Here is a 20,462-nt window from a genome sequence, read left to right as displayed (position 1 = left end):
TTCAGTACCTGTCAACCTTCCTGCGGTACTCGTCGTATCGGTACCCGAAGGCGCCGGCCGCCATACCGCGTCCGCGATGCACCAATCGGGCACCACGAGCGTCATGATCAAGATTCGACGTAATTTTTCCGAGTAGCCAGCGCAGCCGGCCCACCACGATCCGACTTACACCGCCCAACGCGAACCACACACGCAGCTTCACACGCGCCCCCGCACTCGCCACGAGTTTGAGTTCGACCCGCGTCGTCGCATTCGCCGAGCTGAATGCTCGTCGCTTCGCCCAAACCCGGTCGAGCCGGTCAGTGGCCACATAGTCCTCGGTCTCCGACTCGTTGCACCACACGATCCGACCTCCGCGCTCGATCAGCTGTCGCGAGAACAAGGTGTCTTCACCGCCACCGAGTCCCATTGTCTCGTCAAAGCGCACTCCGAAGGCACGCACCTGTTCCAGATCGAGCAGCAGATTGCCCGTGGCGGCTGCAGTCAGCAAGGTCCCCGTAGGTCGCTGCGGACGACGGAAGGTCCCAGAAGCTAGCAGCCACGGGTCAACATCGTCATCAAACACCGAGATGACCCGACCCATGACTGCCGCCGCTCGATGCTGGCGCCAGACCCGAACTAGAGCGCTAAGCCAGCCGGGCCGCGGGATCTCATCATCGTCGATGAAGACGAGCAGGTCGCTGTCACTGCTGGAATCGAGAAGTCTGTTGCGGGCGGCGGCGATCCCGGGCGTCGGTTCAACCACATATCGGACCAAGACGCCGTCAACTTCCCGCACCGCCCCACGAGCACTACCTGCTGGATCGTTGTCAACGACGAGCACGTCGACGCGGACGTTCGGATGCTCCGCGACGCATTCGTCGACACGCCCTGGCAAGGCACGTAAGAGCGCGCTCAGACGCTCGGCACGCTGAAATGTCGGCACAGCGACTGTGAGCGTTAGCCGTTCACACTCAGTCACTTGATCACTCTCCCAGCGCAGAGCTGCGGCGAATACGGACTCATCGCTGGAGCTCGTTCTCGCGCGACGATCCAGAGCGCTTCAACGCCAGACGGACGAACCAGAGGAGCATGCTCGCGTCTCGCCGAAACGCAGGTATCACCATGCAGGCTGCTGCTCCCGCTAGCCCTCCTACAGTGCCGAGAGCTACCTGACCGATATCGGCGGTTGTCAAAAGGCTGACTCCAGCGGCAGCAACTCCCGCCGCCATACTAATGACGATTATTCTCGCCCCGCCGACATAGAGCCGTCTGCGCGACATCGGAGTTACTCTCGACAACCATGCAATCGATATGGGCCATGCGATCGCCGTATGCGCTGCAAGCGCAACAGCAACGCCAAGGAGCCCAAAGAAGGACCCGATAACTATACATACGATCTTGAGCGCGGACGTCACCAACATATACCGCAGCAACTGTGCTCCGAGAGCGCGCGTGACATATACCCAGTAGCCGACGAACGCGATCGTGGACAGCAGCCCAGCTATCGCAAACATTCGAAGCAGAGGTGCCGCTCCCGCCCAGCCTGGACCGAGCATCAGCGCGACCACCGAGTCTGAGAGCGCGGCTAGAATAGCGAGCGGAATCCCGAATATGTACCCGAGCGCGATCTGAGCGGCAACGACATAGTGATCGAATCGCGCACGGTCTTGCTGAATCCTTGCGAGCACCGGCAGCGCGACGGACTGCAGCGGCGAGCGGGCTTGCCCGAGAGGAGTCATGACGATCTGAAAACCGCGGTTGTAGATGCCAAGTGGCGCAGTACCGAACCGTAGTGATATCAGCACCGTGTCGGCCTGTTTGGCCGCGTACGTCACAAGATTGCTGGCCACAAGATTCCAGCCCAGCGTGATCATAGAACGGATCGAAGCCGAACGGGAGTACCTTCCCGGCGCCCACCTGCCGGCTGCAACGACGCCCACCAGCGTGAAGCCACCGGCTACGAGCTGCTGGATGATGAGCGCACCATAGCCAGCACCTAACCCGGCAGCGAAGATCGCTGCCGCAAGAGCAGATGCAGCAGCCGAAACGTCGATGATCGCAAGAGATCGAAGCTTCAGTTGTCGCATCAGCATCGCACGGTGCTGAGTGGCCAGGCCATTGAAGATGAACATCAAGGCGAGCCAGCGTGTCATCGACACCATGTCAGGCTCTGATGTGAAGCTAGCGACTGGTCCTGCTGCGGCATACATCAGCAGCGCCAGGCTGACTCCGATCAAGGTGTTGATCCAGAAGAGGTTGTCTCGCTGGGCGGATGAAAGTTCCGGAGCCTGCACGGTCGCGGAAGTCAGGCCGAAGTCTCGGAAGATTTCTCCGAATCCGACAATCACTAGCGCGATTGCTAACAGCCCGTAGTCATGCGGAGAGAGCAGTCGGGCCAAGATCGCAACAGAGAGCAACTGCAGCACCATCCGGATGGCCTGCGCAGCGAGTGTGAACGAAGCCCCACGAGCAGCAGTTTGCGCTAGGGAAGAATGAGTCATTCGGGCTGACCTCCCTCTGTCCGCCGTGCGCTAGTAGATTTGTTTGAAGCCGTACCTAGGACTCGCCCTACGAACAGCCGATTGCTGTCGTGAAAGTTCGCTCGCTTACCTCCGTGATATCTCCGCATCATCCACAGGTCGCAAGGTGCTGACCGATTGGATCCAGCAGATCCTGGCCAGCATCGCGCGCCAACACAGCTCGCTGAGCGAGGTCTGGACCGTCAATGTGTGCAAGCACCTCCTCGGCGTGTGCACCCGTCTCAGTCAACGAAACCACTGCGTTCCAACCAATCGATTCGAGCAGGGGAGCGAACTTCCGCGAGTACGCCATGGCCACAGCAGGTGTGCCCACGGAGAGGGCGTTCAGGCAAGCATGCATTCTTGCGCCAATCACGAGGTGGGCACTTGCGATGACTGAGCGAACGTCGTCGAGGTCCTCAGGCACATGCAGTGATACCCGTCCGTCGTATTCCTGCACGAGGCTCCTGGAAACTGGCACGTCATTGTCGTGGTTGGAGGACTCGAGCACGTGTGGAAGCAAAGTCACGGCACGGCCTCGCTCAAGCAGATTGTCGATAATCGTCCTGACCGTGGCTCGATACTGCATGTTGTCCACATGTGGATTTTGCGACCAGAGCAGACCGGAGACATTCAGGAGCACGTCATGTTGAGCAGCAGGGATGGGCTGGTCGATGCCGAACACAAGATCGCTCGCAGTGGCATCAACCGGGCGCCCTAGCCTCTCGGCTGCCCGCGCACTGAGGCTGTCTCGCGCGAATACCAATGTACTTCGCTGCAGATTCCGCTTGGCTAGCATGCGCCCCTCCCGCGTGCGGAAGGGACCTATGGTCTGCGGTGCGAGCACCACGCGCGGCCCAGCTTGTACAGCGAACTCGTGGAGCATAGACATCGTGCGATGACGGGCCAGGCCATAGATATCGGCGAAGCTATCCCCCGAGCGCGTGTCCCACACTAGGTCGAAATCTTTCAGCCAGCGCATCATCCCGAACCTGCCGGTCACCCGTTCCCGCAGCAGTGACCGGACTCGACCCCACGGAATCTCTGGGGGCTTGTTGCCATAATTTATGAGCGTCAGCTCGGCGCCTGGCAATGATCGCTTCATGAGATCGACCGAGCCTCGACCGAGAGCCCGGACGCCTAGGTTAGGGCTAGCATCATCGGCCCAAGTAACAAGCACTCGCACGACTCTCCCCCTCCTCCTGAATGCCTGCCAAACCAGATCGCTGACATCCAGATATTTACTGATGGACCAGCGCGATTCTGCCTCGCGCTCTGTAATCCACTATTCCAACAAAAGCGGACGTTTGTTCGATCTTACGCACCTTGCGCAGCAAGCTGGCCATCGATGAAGCGGCGAAGCGTGCTGGAGGATGTCCGCTGAGTGTACGGGAAATACACCACGCGCGCGCCGACTTCAGCCATCTCCTGTTCAAGAAGGAGACCTTTCACAGTCCCCTGCCAGTCATCGCCTTTGAACAGCACGTCAAAATGGTTGGCCTGCCAGGCGATCCGCTTGTCCCGAGCAGTGTCGGCCACGGCACGATCCACCAGATCAAGGCTGCCAACAATCTCCAGACGCTCCTGGAACGGCACCACTGGAAGACGTCCCTTCATTTCCAGGAGAGACTCGTCTGTGGCAACGCCCGCGACCAGCACGTCACAGCGCTGCCGTGCTTCTTTGAGGATGTTGAGGTGCCCGATGTGGAACAGGTCGAACCCGCCCGGTACATATCCAACGGTCATCATGATCTCTTTCTGGTGGGCAGGAAGTTCTGGGTGGTACAACGCGTGGCGCGACTCCGGTCAAGCACCGGCTCTGCACCGCCACCGTCTTCGCCTCGACTCAGTACGCACCACGACCTCCGAGCACTGCTCTGAAGGTGCGCGTCAGGATCGCCAGATCCATCAGCACTGACCAGTTGTCCACGTACCGCAGGTCCAGCCGTAGGCTGCGCGCCCAGTCCAGGTCGGATCGGCCGCTCACTTGCCAAAGACCGGTCAGACCAGGCTTGACGCGCATGCGCTGGTGAGCATCGTCGTCGTACTGGGCGACCTCCTCGCCCAGCGGGGGGCGGGGACCCACCAGCGACATGTCGCCACGGACCACGTTCCAGAGCTGCGGAAGCTCATCCACCGAGAAGCGCCGCAGGATCCGACCCACACGAGTGATTCGAGGGTCCTCGCGCATCTTGAACAGGACTTCGTTGCCCTCGTTCTGCTCGAGCAACGCTGCCCGGCGGGCATCCGCATCCGTATACATGGAGCGCAGCTTGAACATCTGGAACGGCCGATCGTCGCGACCGATCCGGATCTGCCGGTACAGGGCCGGTCCCGGCGAATCAAGGCGCACGGCGAGTGCAGCGGCACCCAGAACCGGCAGGGCGAACATCAGCAGGACCAGCCCAACTGTGCGGTCGATGGCACTCTTCAACATCCGCTGCCACCGGCGTGGGGTGATCTCGACCGAGAGCAGCGGGCTTTCCGCGACCGGCCGCAGGGCGACTCGCCTGGGCGTGACGTCCTGCAGGTTCGGAACGATGAGCAGCTCCACGCCGTGGCGCTCCACCTGCCAGGACAACCGGCGCAGCTGGAGCGCATCCATGCAGGAGGCGGCAACGATCGCGACCCGTGCCCCCTGCTCGATGATCACCTCAGCAGCACGGTCCACGTCCGACAGAACAGGTACGGGGGACTCGTCCTCGGTCCCAGGAAGACCGCACATCCCGATGATCTCGTAGCCGTGCTCCAGGTTCTTCCAGAGGTCCGAGGTGATGTACTCGAGCTGCTCGGCGTCTCCGACCAGGATGGTTCGCCGGGCCCAACGCCCCCGACGACGCTGCATCCGCATCATGGTGCGCTGCGCAAAGCGTGAAATGAGGACGAGGCAAATGCCAGCAACAATGGCCACGAATGAAGATGGGTCTGCCAGTGGGGTCTCGCCGAAGTAAAGCACCGCGAGCAGCGCCGATGCCCAAATCCAACCCGCCCGGAGAATCACCTTATAGTCGTGGGTCCCCGACGCCGCGCGACGAAAGTCATAACCGTGCATGAATCCGGTCAGCAAGGTGAACACCAGGCCACCGGCAACACCAGCGACAAGTGCAGTCACCACAGGGAATGCCGACCACAGCATCGTCGCGACGGCCGCAGTCGTCAGCAGGAGATCACCCCCAGCGATCCCCCACCGGTACGCGCGGCCCCATGTACCTTCTGGCCGGCTTGACGAACGAGCGCCGGACCTCGTCCTGGCCAGTGGGGCAAGAACTGTCGGATCGGGGAGGACAGTCGTACGAGGTGAGCGGGGTGCGCGGACCTGGGAGAGATGGTCCAACGCCACCGTCATCACCTCTCCCTCACTGGTACACAGAGCCGCGCCCGGCGACCGTTACGAGGTCCGGGCTCGCCCATTACTCAAGCAGAGCAACGGTGTAAATGAAGCATCAGAACGGGGTGAACGACGGGTGAAGAAGCCGCGCATTTTCAGGTGAGTTCAGGGTGAGGATCAGGGTGAAAAGAGGGTGGTCAAGGGTGAGCTCAGGGTGAGTGCAGGGTGAGGTGAGGGTGAGTCTGGGTGAACCCGCACTCGCCTCTCTCACGGCCGGATCGGTGCGATGCCGGGCAATGTGGAGGGTGAGGTCGCCTCACCCTCATCCCCGGTTCCCGGTTGAGGCGTGCGCCCGGTGCTCAACGATCGACCGGGGGGCGGTCCGCCGGGCCGGGAGGAAGGTGGCCGGCGACTCCAGGGCACGAGAGTAGATCGCAGCGCAGACCGGGACTCACCGTCGGTGACTGGCGGCACCTCTGGCCCTGCGGGACGGGCACATTTGCGCCCTCGTGTTGCGGGAGCGGTTGCTCACCACGAGGCGGCGACAGTTCGGAACCTCCTGGTGCAAGAGCACCTAGAACTCTCCTCGGCACCACTCAATCCTGATGTCAGAACTCAGCTGGGTTCCCTCTAACTCGTACCGGCGTAGTCGCTCGATGGCAGCGATGAGGACCTCCTCCGTGACGCACTCTGACTGGTGTGATTCTCTCGGCTCGTGCCGCACCGGTTCCCAGCGACCATCGCCGACGTAGAGGTGGAAGTAGTGACCGTGGACATAACGGTGACGTGCACTGTTCATCTCGTCTCGGGCCCCCTCGGCCCAGCTGCTTGCCCGCTCCGCCCAGCCCGGCAGGCGTTGCTCCAGGCTGCCAGGCGGTGACTTGAGGAACCTGCGGAGGAGCTTGGTCTCGCTCGTGAACGACAAGGTGCGACCGCTGCTGTGGCGCTCTCGCCCGAGAGCTTCAAGCATCACCGTGACCGCCTCCTCCATCCGCGAGGAGAGCACCGTCAACCGACCCAGGTGCGGGAGCCAGCCGACGGGCACGTTGTAGAAGTGCGGTTCACCATCGATCTCGTTGTCCATGCTGAACACTCCCACGACAGAGACCCAGCCGTAGAGCGAATCTCGCACCGCCAGCCGAGGGGGCAGGCCGAGGCTCGGTCCTGACCCGTTGTGCCCTACCGAGCAGCCACGAGGGCGAGGCGCTGCACCAGCCGGGCGAACACCTCGGGCTGGTGGGCGGTGATGATGTGCCCCGCATGCGGGATCCGGACCAGCCGGCCACAGCGGGCAGCCCGCAAGAAGGTCTGCTCCTCGACCCGGAAGTGGTCCCAGGTGGCGTTCGCGAGCCAGACCGGCACGTCGATCTGGGCCAGGTCCGCCAGCGGGTCGACGGCGGCCATCGCGCGCAGCGCCGGGACCATCACCTCGAAGGCGACGTCGGCGTTCAGGTCGGCTGCTGCCTCAGCACCGAGCACCAGGCGAGCCACGGCGTCGTTGACCGCCTTGCCCTCATCCGGCAGCCGGGCAAACAGGTGCGCGGCGCCCAGGTAGCCCAAGAGCGGCAGGCCCCGTGGGCGCACGCTGCAGGAGGCAGCCAGCACCGCCAGCGGTGGGTGGCGGGTGCGTGCCGCCCAGTTCAGGGACAGGAACCCGCCGAGGGACAGGCCGACGGCGACCCCTCGCCCGTCCAGGGACGCCATCCCGTCCTCGATCGCCTGGCGGGCGGCCTCGATGGTGAACTGCTCACCACGGCGGGAGCCGTGGCCGGGCAGGTCGATCGCCTTGTTCGGCACGCCGAGCACGTCGAGCCGTTCCTGCACGGTGCGCCACATGCTGCACGAGCTGCGGATCCCGTGCACGAGCAGGACGGGCGCTGGCTTCATGCACCTAAGTCTACGGATGCGGCCTGGCAGGTGGGCATCGTTGCCAGCGGGCCGCAGCCGTCCCCGGACGACGACGGGCCCGGCCCCGGGAGGTCGTCCCGGGCCGGGCCCGTCGGTGCCGCCGCCGGACCGGTCTGGTCAGGTGCGGCGCTCCTCACGAGGAGGAGGTGCTACTTCGAGGTCTCTTCGGAGTCCTCGGTCTCGGTGGCCTCTGCCTCGGCGGGCGAGGGTGCCGAGGCTGCGCTCGCGGTGGCCTCCTCAGCGTCCTGAGGGGAGGGTGCGGACTCTGCGCTCTCCGCCGACTCGGCAGACTCCGCCGACTCCTCGGCGGCGGCAGCCGCAGCGTCCTCCTTGACCGCACGCTTGGCGGCGGCCTCAGCCTCCTGCACAGTGGCCTGCTTCGGGCTGACCCGCTCGGTCACCAGCTCGATGACCGCCATCGGGGCGTTGTCGCCCTTGCGCGGCCCGATCTTGGTGATCCGGGTGTAGCCGCCGTTACGCTCGGCCATCTGCGGGGCGATGTCGGCGAACAGGGTGTGCACCACGTCCTTGCGGGAGAGCGTGGCGAGCACCTGCCGGCGGGCGTGCAGGTCACCGCGCTTGGCCTTGGTGATGAGCCGCTCGGCGACAGGGCGCAGCCGCTTGGCCTTGGCCTCGGTGGTGCGGATGGCACCGTGCTCGAACAGCGACTGGGCCAGGTTGGCCAGCATCAGCCGTTCGTGCGCCGGCCCGCCACCGAGACGAGGACCCTTCGTGGGCTTTGGCATGATCGTTCCTCAGTTCCTTGTGTGATGGTCCGGCGGCTCAGCTGTACGCGTCGAAGTCGTCGCCGTCGTCGTAGGCGCTGGCCACCAGCGAGGGGTCGAAGTCCGCCGGGCTGTCCTTCAGGGACAGCCCCAGGCCGGTCAGCTTCTCCTTGACCTCGGTGATCGACTTTGCGCCGAAGTTGCGGATGTCGAGCAGGTCCGCCTCGCTGCGGGCGACGAGCTCACCCACGGTGTGGATGCCCTCACGCTTCAGGCAGTTGTAGGACCGGATCGTCAGGTCCAGCTGCTCGATCGGCAGCGCCAGGTCCTCGGCGAGCGCGGCGTCCGTGGGCGAGGGGCCGATCTCGATACCCTCGGCCTCCACGTTCAGCTCCCGGGCCAGACCGAAGAGCTCCACCAGGGTCTTCCCGGCCGAGGCGAGCGCGTCCCGCGGCTCCATGGAGCGCTTGGTCTCCACGTCCACGATCAGCTTGTCGAAGTCGGTGCGCTGCTCCACACGGGTGGCCTCGACCTTGTAGGTGACCTTCAGCACCGGGGAGTAGATCGAGTCGACCGGGATGCGGCCGATCTCGGCGTCACCGGACTTGTTCTGCGCGGCGGAGACGTAGCCGCGGCCACGCTCGACGGTCAGCTCGATCTCGAGCTTGCCCTTGTCGTTGATGGTGGCGATGTGCAGGTCCGGGTTGTGGATCTCCACACCGGCCGGCGGGGTGATGTCCGCAGCGGTGACGGTGCCCGGGCCCTGCTTGCGCAGGTACATCACGACAGGCTCGTCGTTCTCCGAGGAGACCACGATGTTCTTCAGGTTCAGGATGATCTCGGTGACGTCTTCCTTCACACCGGTGATCGTGGAGAACTCGTGCAGCACACCGTCGATGCGGATGCTGGTGACCGCTGCCCCCGGGATGGAGGAGAGCAGGGTGCGACGCAGCGAGTTGCCCAGGGTGTAGCCGAAACCAGGCTCGAGCGGCTCGATGACGAACCGGGAGCGGTACTCGTCGACGACGTCCTCGGTCAGGGTGGGGCGCTGTGCAATGAGCACGGGGATATCCTTTCAGCCGGCGTCCGCTATATGACGCCGCGGGTTGCCCCTCGCCCATCGGTCCGGACGAGGGGGTCCTGCAGGTGTGGGAGCCTCAGACGCGGCGACGCTTGGGCGGGCGGCAGCCGTTGTGCGCCTGCGGGGTCACGTCCTGGATCGAGCCCACCTCCAGGCCGGTGGCCTGCAGCGAGCGGATCGCAGTCTCCCGGCCGGAGCCGGGGCCCTTGACGAACACGTCGACCTTCTTCATACCGTGCTCCTGGGCCTTGCGCGCAGCAGCCTCGGCGGCGAGCTGGGCGGCGAACGGGGTGGACTTGCGCGACCCCTTGAAGCCGACCTGGCCGGAGGAGGCCCAGGAGATCACCGCACCGGAGGGGTCGGTGATGGAGACGATCGTGTTGTTGAACGTGGACTTGATGAAGGCGTTGCCCGCGGAGACGTTCTTCTTCTCCTTGCGGCGGGGCTTGCGGGCGCCAGGAGCCTGGCGAGTCTTGGGAGGCATAGGTTCTCTCTTCTTCGGTGAGGTCGTCGGTCCGCGCGCTCTTGCGCCGGCGGACTACTTAGCGACCGGCCTTCTTCTTGCCGGCAACGGTGCGCTTGGGCCCCTTGCGGGTGCGCGCATTGGTCTTGGTGCGCTGGCCGTGCACGGGCAGGTGACGGCGGTGACGCAGGCCCTGGTAGCAGCCGATCTCGACCTTGCGGCGGATGTCGGCGGCGATCTCGCGGCGCAGGTCGCCCTCGAGCTTGTAGCTGCCCTCCAGGTAGTCGCGCAGCTGCACCACCTCGGCGTCGGTCAGGTCCTTCACTCGCGTGTCTGGGCTCAGACCGGTGGCGGCCAGGGTCTCGGCGGCGCGGGTACGCCCCACCCCGAAGATGTAGGTGAGTGCCACCTCGAGCCGCTTGTCGCGGGGGAGGTCGACACCAACGAGTCGTGCCATTCGTTCTCACTCCTGTGAGTCGCGGAGGTCTTCCGCACCACCGTCCCGCTCATCTAGCGGGCCCCGGCCTCCGACCGGGGGTGACCCGCCGGGTGGCGGGTGGTGGTGCGCTGGTGCGTCAGGACGACGCGGGGGCGGTGCTCAGCCCTGACGCTGCTTGTGGCGCAGGTTCTGGCAGATGACGCGCACGGTGCCGTGACGACGGATCACCTTGCACTTCGGACAGATCTTCTTGACGCTCGGCTTGACCTTCATGGATTTCCCTTTGCCCGCGCGGCCACGTTCCCGCGCAGTGGTGCCGGGTCGCGTGGACGTGATTGCGAAAGATGAACTACTTGTAGCGGTAGACGATGCGGCCGCGAGTGAGGTCGTAGGGGCTCAGCTCCACCACCACCCGGTCCTCAGGAAGGATCCGGATGTAGTGCTGACGCATCTTGCCGGAGATGTGCGCGAGCACCTTGTGACCGTTGCTGAGCTCGACGCGGAACATCGCGTTCGGCAGCGCCTCGACCACGTGGCCCTCGATCTCGATGACCCCGTCCTTCTTAGCCATGTCCTCCGCTAACTGCAGTTCTCTTCTGACATCGGTGCGCGTGCGCCCACACCTCACCCGCACGACAAGCCCGCTGCAAGTGCGGAACGAGGAACGAGAGAGGTGAGCACACGACACGCCCAGCGGCCTACTCTACGCCACGCAGGCCACATCTCGAAACCCGAGCACCGCCGTCGACGGTGCGGTATGGCTCACACCCGAGGCTCGGGGAGCAGTCGCAGCTCTCGCGCACGCTCCACGGCCTGGCGCCGGTCGTGCACCCCGAGCTTGCGGTAGATCGCGCGCAGCTGGGTCTTGACAGTGTTGGCGGAGACGAACAGGCGACTGGCGACCGCCACCACCGGCTGCCCGTCGGCGAGCGCCTCCAGCACCCGCAGCTCGCCGCGGCTGAGCTCGACCGCTGCCGCCGGCGCCCCGAACAGGCTCTCCTGCCCGGCCAGCGCCTCGGTGAAGAACTCCTCGAACCGGGGCACCAGCTCACCGATGGCCGCCACGTCCTCCCGCGGCACCAGCAGGAACGGGCGCAACAACCCGTGCGTCTTGGCCAGCACCACCGCCTCGTGCAGCGCGTCGGCGGCCTCCTCCCACCGGTCCAGGTGCTTCAGGGCGCAGGCGCGCACCAGCAGCATCTCCACCAGGATCCGCGGTGGGATCACCGCCCGGTCCACCGTTGCGGGGTTGCTGATCGCCAGCACCGCCTCCAGGTCACCGACGTAGAAGCTCAGCCGGGTCCGCAGCCACCGCTCCACCGGGTTCACGCCCGGTTCCTCGGCGAGCAGCTCCTTGCACCGCTGCAGACGGCGTTCGGCGAGCAGCATCGTCGCGATCGTCTTCACCACGGTCATCCGGGCCAGCGTGTGCTCCGGTGCCACCAGAGCGCGCAGCTGGATCTCCAGCATCCGGCTGTACTCCATCGCCGACCCGCCCAGGTGCAGGCCGCGGGCGGCGGTGATCGCGGTCTCCAACAGGTCGAGCCGGCTGGGCAGCACACTGTGGGTGGGCGGGCGGTCGCTGACCGTCCCGGTGAGGACCGACAGCTGCGGGAACAGATCGTCGTCGTTCAGCGAGAGCGTGTCCAGAGCGATGAACTGCTGGGCGACCCGCACCAGCTGGGCGGTCTGCGGATCGTCGGTGCGGCATGCCTGCAGCCACTCCTGGGCCTCGGTGACGGCACCGGCCAGGGCGCGGCAGAACGTGAGCGCGGCGAGCGCCCACTGGGTGCTCTCCTGCTGGCCGAGGGCCTCGGCGCGGCTGAGCGCATCACGCAGTGCGTCCTCGCCCCCAGGGAGGTCACCGACGCCGAGACGGGCCAGTCCCCACTCCACCAACGTGCTCGGCAGCGCTGCCGCCACCTCCGACGTCGGAGCGTTCGCGACCCGGTGCGGCGTGCCCACGACCGCTCCGGTGTACCGGCTCAGCACGTAGGAGCGCGGGTCTTCGTCCAGGCTCGGCGAGCCCAGTGACGCCACCGCTCGCTCCACCAACGCCGGGTGGTCCCCGAGGCGGAGCCAGTCCTGGAGCAGGAGCCGCCGGGCGCGCTCGTGGTCCCCCGCCCCGAGGGCGTGCGCCAGCGCCCGCGGGGTGTCCTCCTTCTGCTCGTACCAGCGAGCCAGGCGGGCGTGGGTCTGCTGCGCCCCCTGCGGGTCCAGCTCGGTGTACAGCTGCCCGAGCGCATCCCGCACCGCCGGGGACAGCTGCCCGTCCGCACCGGTGAGCCCGGCCTCCACCAGCGGACGCAGCGTCTCCGCCAGACCGGTGCCGGGATTCAGCAGCCGGACAACCTCCTCGTCCAGGTCCTCGGCCACCGCCAGCGGCATCGCCCGGCCGACCACCGGCCGCAGCAGCGGGTCCCGCAGCACCACCTGCAAGTAGCTGGCGATCACCTCCGCGCTCTCGCTCGGTCCGGAGGGACCGGCGAACGTGGCACGCACCAGCGCCGGCCAGCCACCGACCGTCGCAGTGAGGCGCCCCGCCTCCGCCGCGGTCAGCTCGACGCCGAGCTCCTCACCGACCTGGCGCACCTCCTCGGGCACGAGCCGCAGGTGCGGGACGCGGAACACCAGGCCGTCGGCCTCCACCGGGGCCAGCATCTCGATCGGTCGCTCCAGGCGGGTCAGTGCCAGCACGTGCAGCCGGCCGATGTTCACCGCCGCCGCCACCAGCTCCTCGTCCAGGGACGTGTCGGCCAGCAGGTGCAGGTTGTCCACCACCAGCACGAGCTGGCTGCCGCGCTCGGCGAGCACCTGGTCGGCGCGGGTGTGGTCCTTCAGGTCCAGCTGGAGGCCGAGGTCGGTCAGCCGCTCGCACACCACGGCCCAGAAGTCGGCGACGGTCATCTCCTCACGCACCCCGACCCAGGCGAACTCGTACTCCGCTCCCAAGGACCGCAACCACGCCGCTGCCGTAGCGGTCTTGCCCCACCCGCGCGGTGCACGGAACACGGTGACCGGCGGCAGCGACGCGAAGCGTGCCGCCGGGCTGGCGGCCGGCACGAAGGCGTGCGGGATCCTCGGCAGTCCCAGGCCGTCTCCCCTGGACCGCTGCATCCGACCACCTCCTCGGCCGCACCACCGGGTCCAGCAGGCCCGAACCCCGCTGCTGGTCAGGTGTGGATCATGATACGACGGACTTTCGCCAGTGCTTCGTTGCGGTTCGAGACGTCCAGCTTGCGGTACACGGACCGCATGTGGGTCTTCACGGTGTTCACCGACAGCCCGAGCGCGTGCGCGATCCCCACCGGGCCGGCATGCTCCTCCAGTGCGTGCAGCACCTGCGCCTCCCGCACGGTCAGGGTGACCAAGGGCAGGTCGTCGTCGATCTGGCCGTCGGTCGCGGCAGGCGCGGCGCAGTCCGGCCACAGGGCCAGGATCGTCTCGTCGCCACCGGCGAGCGCGGTGAACGCGTACTGCTGCATCAGTGCCAGTCCGCGGCGCTGCCCGGTCTGGCGCGCCCGGTTGACCACCGATCGGAACGCTTCCTTGGCGGCAGCGAAGTGCCCGGACCGCAGCTGTGCGCCGGCGATCACTGCATGCGCTTCCAGCACGTACCGGCCCGAGACGGCACTGCTGCGCAGGGCCGTGCGCGCCGCCTCGATCGCCTCCTGGTAGCGCTCCTCGGCCAGGTGCAGCCGGGCGATGGCGTTCCAGGTGAAGCCGCGCCGCTCCATCGTGTCGGTCACCTCTCGCGCGACGGTGACCATGCCGCCGGTGATCAGCACCTCCACCAGCGTGGTGGTCAGCAACGCCTCCATCAGCGAGCCGCGCCGGATGTACCGCAGCGCGGAGCGGACCACGTTCGCCTGCCGGATCACCTCCTCGGTGCTGCCGGTGTGCATCACGTGCAGGGACCGCACGAACACCGACAGCGCCCACAGCTCGTCCCGGTGCCGGGACTCGACGAGCGCCTCGATCGCGGCGGCCGCCTCCGGTCGGGCGGCGTCCACCAGGGCCAGCGCCCGGGCAGACAGTGCGAGCATGGCGATCGCGTCCACCGTGCCCTCCTGCTGCACGCGGGCGAGCCACTCGACCACTGCCGGCTCGTCCAGCCAGCGCAGCGCCTGGTCCGGCTCCCCCTGCAGCGCGTGCACCAGCGCCAGACCAGCGGACCCGAGGTAGGTCTCGGTCTCGCCGTCGGTCATCATCGCCCAGGCACGGGCCTGGGAGAAGGCGTACATCGCCGTGTCCAGGTCCCCCATCAGCAGGCAGGCGGCACCCCACTGCATGAGCAGCAGCAGCTCGTCATCACCAGCACCCACCCGTTCGGTGCGGTGTGCGGCGATCTCGGCGTTGAAGCTGGCTGACTCCACCCCGGCCCAGCCGGGTTTGGTCACCGGGCTGGCCACCTCGGACAGGTACCGGGTGGCCACCCGCAGCCGCACGTCCTCGGCGATCATCGGTGCCGGGAACATCTGTGCCGCCTGCACCAGCGCCCGTGGCGAGCTGGTCAGCAGCGTGCCCCACTCGTTCTCGATCACGTCCAGGGCCACCGTCCACTGCCCCGCGTGCACCGCGTGCACCAGCGCCTGGGCCGGGTCGTGCCGGCTGGTGGCCAGGCGCATCAGCTCTTGGTGCACCTCCAGCTCCACCTCCGGGCGGGTCTCGCGCATCACCCGGATCAGTGCGTTGCGGATCGCCGGCGGGTAGGAGTAGGACTGCCCCTCGATGGTGCGGCGCTCGCTGAGCAGCCCGGCCGCGCGGATGTTGCGCAGCATCCGCACCGTGTTCCCCTCGGGGGCGATCGCCCGTGCGGTCTCGATGTCGAACTGCTCCGGGATGGCGGTGCGCAGCAGGAACGCGCGGACGTTCTCGAACCGCAGGTCCCGCACCATCGCCGCGATGTAGTTGTCGGCGAGGGTGACCTCTCCGCTGCTGTGGCCACCGCTGGCGGCGGCACGCTGCATCCCGGCCCGGATCGCCGACGGCCAGCCGCCGAGCTCCACCACGATGCGCTCGGCGCGGTCCCGGGTCATCGTCACGCCCATCCGGGTGGCGAGCGCATGCACCATCTCCCCGGTCATGCGCAGCTCGTCCGGACCGATCACCAACGTCTCTACCGACAGGGAGCCGACTGTCTCCAGCGCACGCAGGGTGCGCCCGGCCGCGACCAGGTAGAGCTGGTCGTTCTGCCGGATCAGGTCCACGAGGGTGTCGTCGATGCTGGCCGCGCCGTGCCGCAGGCCGGCCTCGTGGAAGTCGTCGATGATCACCAGCAACGGTTCACGCCGCTGGGCCAGCCAGGTCGTCACCACTCGTTCCGGTTCGCTCGCCGCCGACGGCGCAGCCGCCAGCTGGTCATCGACCGGCACCAGCGCGTCGCGCAGCTGGGTCCAGAATCCCTCCTGCTCGTTGGCCCCGGTGGTCAGCGTGGTGTAGACGGTCTCTGGTAGCCCTTCGGCCTGCCGCAGCCAGGTCACCACGGCGGAGGTCTTGCCGTAGCCGCGCGGGCCCCGCAGGATGCTCAGCGGGTGCAGCCGGGCGAGGGCCTGCACGAGGTGGTCAGCGATCCCACTCTCCTGGGGAATCCGCGGCAGTCCGGAGAGCGACCGAAGCATGCTCTTCATCGTCAGCCCCAGGGTTGTGACGCCCGCTGCACGGCAGCAGCGGACATCACATCACACGGCACGACGAACTTGGGGATGGCCGACTGCCCTTCACTCACGCGCCACACCAGCATGGCGCACTGACCCGATCACCTTCGAGCCTACCCCTCACCGGTGCCCCCCTGCCACGGAATCGGCTGGGAGAACGGTGCCTGCTCAGTCCAGCGGAACCACGTCCACGCCGTGGGCAGCCAGTCCGGCCGCTCCCCCGTCCGGTGCGGTGAGCACCCAGATGCCGCGGGAGTGCACGGCCACCGTGTGTTCGAAGTGCGCTGCCCGGGAACCGTCGACGCTGACCACGGTCCACCCGTCGTCCAGCACTTGGGTGGCCTCACCGCCGCGGGTGAGCATCGGCTCCACCGCCACGCACAGCCCGGGCCGCAGTGCCGGGCCCCGCCGACCGGTGCGGTAGCCGGGCACATCCGGCTCCTGGTGCATCGCGGTGCCGATACCGTGGCCGGTGTACTCCCGCACGATCCCGTAGTCGTAGGAGGCATCCTCCACGGCGGCACCGACATCACCGAGCCGCTTGCCGGTGGCCAGTGCGGCGATCCCCGCCCACATGGCTGCCTCCGTGGTGCGCACCAGCGCTTCGTCACCCGGGTCGGTGCCGGCCTCGGCGGGGACCACCGCGGTGAACGCGGCGTCCCCGTGCCACCCGTCGACCACGGCCCCAGCGTCCACGGAGACCACATCACCCGGCTGGATCACCCGGGCCCCGGGGATGCCGTGCACGATCTCGGAGTTCACCGACACGCACAGCCGCCCGGGGAACCCGTGGTAGCCGAGGAAGTTGGACGTGGCACCGGCACGGTCCAGCACGTCCTGGGCGACGGTGTCCAGCGCACCGGTGCTCACCCCGGGGGCGATAGCCGCCCGGACGGCGTGGTGGATGTCCGCCACGACCAGACCGGCCGTGCGCATCAGGCGGATCTGGTCGGGCGTCTTGTACTCGATACCGCGACCGAACATTCAGTCGGTTGTCACACCGAGGGCGTCGGTGAGCCGGGCGGTGACCTCGTCCACCTCACCCATACCGTCCACCTGCACCAGCAGGCCGCGGTCGGCATAGGTCTGCACCAGCGGTGCGGTCTGCTCGGCGTAGACGTCCAGGCGTCGCCGGATCACCGACTCGGTGTCGTCGGCACGGCCCTGCTCCTTGGCCCGGTTCAGCAGCCGTGCCACCACCTCGTCGGTGTCCGCGGTCAGCTCGACCACGTGGCTGAGCTGGTGGCCGTTGGCCTCCAGGATCGAGTCCAGCTCCGCGACCTGGGCCTCGGTGCGGGGGTAGCCGTCCAGGAGGAAACCGGCCTCGGCGTCCGGTTGGGACAACCGCGCGGCGACCATCTGGTTGGTGACCTCGTCCGGGACGTACTCGCCGGCGTCCATGTACTTCTGCGCGAGCTGGCCGAGCTCGGTGCCCTCGGAGACGTTCGCGCGGAAGATGTCGCCGGTGGAGATGGCCGGCACCCCCAGGCGGGAGGCGAGCCGGGCGGCCTGGGTGCCCTTACCGGCTCCGGGCGGACCGAGGAGGATCAGACGCATGCTCATCGCAGGAACCCTTCGTAGTGACGTTGCTGCAGCTGGGAGTCGATCTGCTTGATGGTGTCCAGGCCGACGCTGACCAGGATCAGCAGCGAGGTGCCGCCGAACGGGATCGAGGTGGACACCCCCATGATCTTGAACGCGATCGTGGGGATCATCGCCACGATCGCCAGGTAGATGGCCCCGGCGGTGGTCACCCGGGAGATCACGTACTGCAGGTACTCGGCGGTGGGCCGGCCCGCACGGATGCCGGGGATGAACCCGCCGTAGCGCTTCATGTTGTCCGCGACCTCCTCCGGGTTGAACGTGATGGAGGTGTAGAAGAACGCGAAGAAGATGATCAGCACCACGTACACCGCGATGTACAGGTTCTGCCCGGGGTTGGACACGTTCGCCAGGATCCACTGCACCCAGCCCGCGGACTGGTCCCCGAACTGGGCGGCCAGCATCGGCAGCGCCAGCAGCGAGGAGGCAAAGATCACCGGGATCACCCCGGACATGTTGATCTTGATCGGGATGTAGGTGCTGGAGCCGCCGTACATCCGCCGGCCGACCATCCGCTTGGCGTACTGCACCGGCACCCGGCGCTGGGACTGCTCCACGAACACGATCAGGCCGATCACCACCAGGGAGATCAGCAGGAAGATGATCAGCTTCACCAGGCCGTTGTCAGCGGCGTTGATCTGCTGCAGCGCCGAGGGGAAGCTGGCCGCGATCGAGGTGAAGATCAGCAACGACATGCCGTTGCCGACGCCCCGCTCGGTGATCAGCTCTCCCATCCACATGATCAGGCCGGTACCGGCGGTCATGGTCAGGATCATCAGCAGCAGCGTGAGGACCGAGTCGTCCGGGATGATCTCCGCCTGGCAGCCGGGGTACAGGTTGCCGGAGTTGGCCACGGTGATGATGGTGGTGGCTTGCAGGATCGCCAGGCCGATGGTCAGGTAGCGGGTGTACTGGGTGAGCACCGACTGCCCGGACTGGCCCTCCTTGTGCAGGTCGTCGAACCGGGGGATGACCACCCGGAGCAGCTGCACGATGATGCTGGCGGTGATGTAGGGCATCACCCCGAGGGCGAACACGGACAGCTGCAGCAGCGCACCGCCGCTGAACAGGTTCACCAGCGCCAGTGCCGAGGTGTCGTCCCCCATCGGCGCAGCACAGGTCTGCACGTTGGTGTAGTCGATCCCCGGGGTGGGGACGAACGACCCGAGCCGGAACAGCGCCATGATGCCGAGCGTGAAGAGCAGCTTCTTCCGCAGGTCCGGCGTGCGGAACGCACGAACGAATGCGCTGAGCAATGGTCCTCCAGAGAGGTGTCGGGGACGGTCTCGGCGGTCCGCCGCGGGAGTCCACCGGAAGAAACGGTCAGTACGAGTGCTTACGGTACGGCATCGGGCACCGCCGTCGGTGTCCGGTTCCCGATATGCCGACGGCGGCGCGGGAGCACTCCCCGCGCCGCCGCTTCAGCACTGCTGTGTGGTCAGGCCTGCTCGATGCTGCCGCCGGCCGCGAGCACCTTCTCCTTCGCGGAGCCGGAGACGGCATCCACGACCAGGGAGAGCTTGACGCTCACGTCACCGGTGCCCAGCACCTTCACCGGCTGCCCGGCACGCACCGCACCCTTGGCGACCAGGTCCTCGACGGTGACCTCGCCACCCTCGGGGTACAGGGCCGAGAGCTTGTCCAGGTTCACCACCTGGTACTCGGTGCGGAACTTGTTCTTGAAGCCGCGCAGCTTCGGCAGCCGCATGTGCAGCGGCGTCTGGCCACCCTCGAACCGGGCGGGCACCTGGTAGCGGGCCTTGGTGCCCTTGGTGCCACGGCCGGCGGTCTTGCCCTTGGACGCCTCACCCCGACCCACGCGGGTCTTCGCAGTGCGGGACCCTGGCGCCGGACGCAGGTGGTGCACCTTCAGCGGGCTCAGCCCACCGGCATCCTTCTCCTGCTCAGCCATGTTCAGTCGACCTCCTCGACGGTGACGAGGTGCGCCACCGTGCTGACCATGCCGCGAACCTCCGGCCGGTCCTCCTTGACGACAGTGTCGCCAATGCGCTTCAGACCGAGGGAGCGCAGCGTGTCACGCTGGTTCTGCTTGCCGCCGATGGCGGACTTCTTCTGGGTCACCTTGAGCTGGCTCATGAGGCTGCCCCCGAGTTCTGCTCTGCCTTCGTCGCTGCTTCCGCACGTCCCTCGGCCTGGGCGCGCAGCAGCGCGGCCGGGGCCACCTGGTCCAGCGCCAGCCCGCGGCGTGCGGCCACGGCCTCCGGCTGCTCCAGGGACTTCAGTGCCGTCACCGTGGCCTGCACGATGTTGATCGCGTTCTCCGAGCCGAGGGACTTGCTGAGCACGTCGTGGATGCCCGCGCAGTCCAGCACCGCGCGCACCGGACCACCGGCGATGACGCCGGTACCGGGCGACGCCGGGCGCAGCAGCACGACGCCGGCGGCGTCCTCGCCCTGCACCTGGTGCGGGATGGTCTTGCGGATCATCGGGACCTTGAAGAAGTTCTTCTTGGCCTCCTCCACGCCCTTGGCGATGGCCGCAGGTACTTCCTTGGCCTTGCCATAGCCGACGCCGACGGTGCCCTCACCGTCACCGACGACCACGAGCGCGGTGAAGGAGAACCGGCGTCCGCCCTTGACCACCTTGGAGACGCGGTTGATCGCGACCACGCGCTCGACGTAGGTGTTCCGGTCGTCGCGACGGTTGTCCCCGCCGCGGCGGTTGTCGCCTCGACGGTCGCGGCGGTCGCCGCGCTCACCGCCGGACGTCGCGCTGCTGCGCTGCGGTGCAGCCATCA

The 20,462-nt window shown here is 67.1% G+C and carries 21 protein-coding genes; all 21 read right to left on the bottom strand.

What is annotated here, in order from left to right; translation table 11 throughout:
* Position 1: 1 nt before the first annotated feature.
* The 21 genes from K338_RS0106070 to rpsE all read right to left on the bottom strand — a co-directional run bounded on the left by K338_RS0106070 (position 2) and on the right by rpsE (position 20,460).
* Positions 2-925, bottom strand: coding sequence for a glycosyltransferase family 2 protein (locus tag K338_RS0106070; RefSeq protein ID WP_245542899.1), 924 nt, complete (start codon positions 923-925; stop codon positions 2-4).
* Between the two features lie 76 nt (positions 926-1,001).
* Positions 1,002-2,483: a lipopolysaccharide biosynthesis protein gene (locus K338_RS20820; RefSeq protein WP_022917287.1), complete on the bottom strand. Its 1,482-nt coding sequence runs from the start codon at positions 2,481-2,483 to the stop codon at positions 1,002-1,004.
* Between the two features lie 127 nt (positions 2,484-2,610).
* Positions 2,611-3,606 (bottom strand): polysaccharide pyruvyl transferase family protein, encoded by a 996-nt coding sequence (locus K338_RS24975; RefSeq protein ID WP_245542897.1) that lies wholly within the window; start codon positions 3,604-3,606, stop codon positions 2,611-2,613.
* A 212-nt stretch (positions 3,607-3,818) separates the two neighbouring features.
* Positions 3,819-4,247, bottom strand: coding sequence for an FAD synthase family protein (locus K338_RS0106060; RefSeq protein WP_040653109.1), 429 nt, complete (start codon positions 4,245-4,247; stop codon positions 3,819-3,821).
* Between the two features lie 100 nt (positions 4,248-4,347).
* On the bottom strand, positions 4,348-5,637 hold the full coding sequence (locus K338_RS20815) for a sugar transferase (RefSeq protein ID WP_281166601.1): 1,290 nt from the start codon (positions 5,635-5,637) through the stop codon (positions 4,348-4,350).
* A 766-nt stretch (positions 5,638-6,403) separates the two neighbouring features.
* Positions 6,404-6,913 (bottom strand): hypothetical protein, encoded by a 510-nt coding sequence (locus tag K338_RS0106050; protein ID WP_157612249.1) that lies wholly within the window; start codon positions 6,911-6,913, stop codon positions 6,404-6,406.
* A 95-nt stretch (positions 6,914-7,008) separates the two neighbouring features.
* On the bottom strand, positions 7,009-7,716 hold the full coding sequence (locus K338_RS20810; protein ID WP_022917282.1) for an alpha/beta fold hydrolase: 708 nt from the start codon (positions 7,714-7,716) through the stop codon (positions 7,009-7,011).
* A gap of 170 nt (positions 7,717-7,886) precedes the next feature.
* The gene (gene rplQ / locus K338_RS0106040) at positions 7,887-8,483 is read right to left on the bottom strand and encodes a 50S ribosomal protein L17 (protein WP_027286495.1); all 597 of its coding nucleotides are present in this window, start codon (positions 8,481-8,483) and stop codon (positions 7,887-7,889) included.
* 37 nt (positions 8,484-8,520) lie between these two features.
* Positions 8,521-9,525, bottom strand: coding sequence for a DNA-directed RNA polymerase subunit alpha (locus K338_RS0106035; protein WP_022917281.1), 1,005 nt, complete (start codon positions 9,523-9,525; stop codon positions 8,521-8,523).
* A 94-nt stretch (positions 9,526-9,619) separates the two neighbouring features.
* Positions 9,620-10,027: a 30S ribosomal protein S11 gene (rpsK, locus tag K338_RS0106030; RefSeq protein WP_022917280.1), complete on the bottom strand. Its 408-nt coding sequence runs from the start codon at positions 10,025-10,027 to the stop codon at positions 9,620-9,622.
* Positions 10,028-10,085: 58 nt separating this feature from the next.
* Positions 10,086-10,463, bottom strand: coding sequence for a 30S ribosomal protein S13 (gene rpsM, locus K338_RS0106025; protein WP_022917279.1), 378 nt, complete (start codon positions 10,461-10,463; stop codon positions 10,086-10,088).
* 141 nt (positions 10,464-10,604) lie between these two features.
* Positions 10,605-10,718, bottom strand: a complete 114-nt coding sequence (gene rpmJ / locus K338_RS0106020) for a 50S ribosomal protein L36 (protein WP_022917278.1) — start codon at positions 10,716-10,718, stop codon at positions 10,605-10,607.
* A gap of 76 nt (positions 10,719-10,794) precedes the next feature.
* Positions 10,795-11,016 carry a translation initiation factor IF-1 gene (gene infA / locus K338_RS0106015; RefSeq protein WP_022917277.1) on the bottom strand — a complete coding sequence of 74 codons (222 nt, stop codon included), beginning with the start codon at positions 11,014-11,016 and terminating at the stop codon, positions 10,795-10,797.
* Positions 11,017-11,207: 191 nt separating this feature from the next.
* Complete coding sequence (locus tag K338_RS20805) at positions 11,208-13,562, bottom strand: LuxR C-terminal-related transcriptional regulator (RefSeq protein WP_022917276.1); 2,355 nt, start codon at positions 13,560-13,562, stop codon at positions 11,208-11,210.
* 56 nt (positions 13,563-13,618) lie between these two features.
* Positions 13,619-16,066 carry a helix-turn-helix transcriptional regulator gene (locus tag K338_RS0106005; RefSeq protein WP_022917275.1) on the bottom strand — a complete coding sequence of 816 codons (2,448 nt, stop codon included), beginning with the start codon at positions 16,064-16,066 and terminating at the stop codon, positions 13,619-13,621.
* Positions 16,067-16,270: 204 nt separating this feature from the next.
* The gene (gene map / locus K338_RS0106000) at positions 16,271-17,086 is read right to left on the bottom strand and encodes a type I methionyl aminopeptidase (protein WP_022917274.1); all 816 of its coding nucleotides are present in this window, start codon (positions 17,084-17,086) and stop codon (positions 16,271-16,273) included.
* Complete coding sequence (locus K338_RS0105995) at positions 17,087-17,665, bottom strand: adenylate kinase (protein ID WP_027286494.1); 579 nt, start codon at positions 17,663-17,665, stop codon at positions 17,087-17,089.
* Positions 17,662-18,960 carry a preprotein translocase subunit SecY gene (secY, locus tag K338_RS0105990; protein WP_022917272.1) on the bottom strand — a complete coding sequence of 433 codons (1,299 nt, stop codon included), beginning with the start codon at positions 18,958-18,960 and terminating at the stop codon, positions 17,662-17,664. The genes K338_RS0105995 and secY overlap by 4 nt, the downstream gene beginning before the upstream one ends.
* Before the next feature lie 182 nt (positions 18,961-19,142).
* On the bottom strand, positions 19,143-19,616 hold the full coding sequence (rplO, locus tag K338_RS0105985) for a 50S ribosomal protein L15 (RefSeq protein ID WP_022917271.1): 474 nt from the start codon (positions 19,614-19,616) through the stop codon (positions 19,143-19,145).
* A 2-nt stretch (positions 19,617-19,618) separates the two neighbouring features.
* The gene (gene rpmD / locus K338_RS0105980; RefSeq protein ID WP_022917270.1) at positions 19,619-19,801 is read right to left on the bottom strand and encodes a 50S ribosomal protein L30; all 183 of its coding nucleotides are present in this window, start codon (positions 19,799-19,801) and stop codon (positions 19,619-19,621) included.
* Positions 19,798-20,460, bottom strand: a complete 663-nt coding sequence (gene rpsE, locus K338_RS0105975; protein ID WP_027286493.1) for a 30S ribosomal protein S5 — start codon at positions 20,458-20,460, stop codon at positions 19,798-19,800. Before rpsE ends, rpmD begins: the two co-directional genes overlap by 4 nt.
* Positions 20,461-20,462 lie beyond the last annotated feature (2 nt).

The sequence above is a fragment of the Ruania albidiflava DSM 18029 genome (assembly GCF_000421225.1).
GTDB lineage: Bacteria > Actinomycetota > Actinomycetes > Actinomycetales > Beutenbergiaceae > Ruania > Ruania albidiflava.
The sequence above is the reverse complement of the archived record's forward strand: the minus strand, read 5'-3'. Positions and strand labels throughout refer to the sequence as shown.

Coding starts and splice junctions, on each gene's coding strand:
- K338_RS0105995 (WP_027286494.1), bottom strand. CDS start 17,665: ATGAGCATGCGTCTGATCCTCCTCGGTCCGCCCGGAGCCGGTAAGGGC.
- K338_RS20815 (WP_281166601.1), bottom strand. CDS start 5,637: ATGCTGTGGTCGGCATTCCCTGTGGTGACTGCACTTGTCGCTGGTGTT.
- infA (WP_022917277.1), bottom strand. CDS start 11,016: ATGGCTAAGAAGGACGGGGTCATCGAGATCGAGGGCCACGTGGTCGAG.
- rpsM (WP_022917279.1), bottom strand. CDS start 10,463: ATGGCACGACTCGTTGGTGTCGACCTCCCCCGCGACAAGCGGCTCGAG.
- K338_RS20805 (WP_022917276.1), bottom strand. CDS start 13,562: ATGCAGCGGTCCAGGGGAGACGGCCTGGGACTGCCGAGGATCCCGCAC.
- K338_RS0106060 (WP_040653109.1), bottom strand. CDS start 4,247: ATGACCGTTGGATATGTACCGGGCGGGTTCGACCTGTTCCACATCGGG.
- K338_RS20820 (WP_022917287.1), bottom strand. CDS start 2,483: ATGACTCATTCTTCCCTAGCGCAAACTGCTGCTCGTGGGGCTTCGTTC.
- rplO (WP_022917271.1), bottom strand. CDS start 19,616: ATGGCTGAGCAGGAGAAGGATGCCGGTGGGCTGAGCCCGCTGAAGGTG.
- K338_RS0106050 (WP_157612249.1), bottom strand. CDS start 6,913: ATGGACAACGAGATCGATGGTGAACCGCACTTCTACAACGTGCCCGTC.
- K338_RS20810 (WP_022917282.1), bottom strand. CDS start 7,716: ATGAAGCCAGCGCCCGTCCTGCTCGTGCACGGGATCCGCAGCTCGTGC.
- rplQ (WP_027286495.1), bottom strand. CDS start 8,483: ATGCCAAAGCCCACGAAGGGTCCTCGTCTCGGTGGCGGGCCGGCGCAC.
- K338_RS24975 (WP_245542897.1), bottom strand. CDS start 3,606: ATGAAGCGATCATTGCCAGGCGCCGAGCTGACGCTCATAAATTATGGC.
- map (WP_022917274.1), bottom strand. CDS start 17,086: ATGTTCGGTCGCGGTATCGAGTACAAGACGCCCGACCAGATCCGCCTG.
- rpmJ (WP_022917278.1), bottom strand. CDS start 10,718: ATGAAGGTCAAGCCGAGCGTCAAGAAGATCTGTCCGAAGTGCAAGGTG.
- rpsE (WP_027286493.1), bottom strand. CDS start 20,460: ATGGCTGCACCGCAGCGCAGCAGCGCGACGTCCGGCGGTGAGCGCGGC.
- K338_RS0106005 (WP_022917275.1), bottom strand. CDS start 16,066: ATGCTTCGGTCGCTCTCCGGACTGCCGCGGATTCCCCAGGAGAGTGGG.
- rpmD (WP_022917270.1), bottom strand. CDS start 19,801: ATGAGCCAGCTCAAGGTGACCCAGAAGAAGTCCGCCATCGGCGGCAAG.
- rpsK (WP_022917280.1), bottom strand. CDS start 10,027: ATGCCTCCCAAGACTCGCCAGGCTCCTGGCGCCCGCAAGCCCCGCCGC.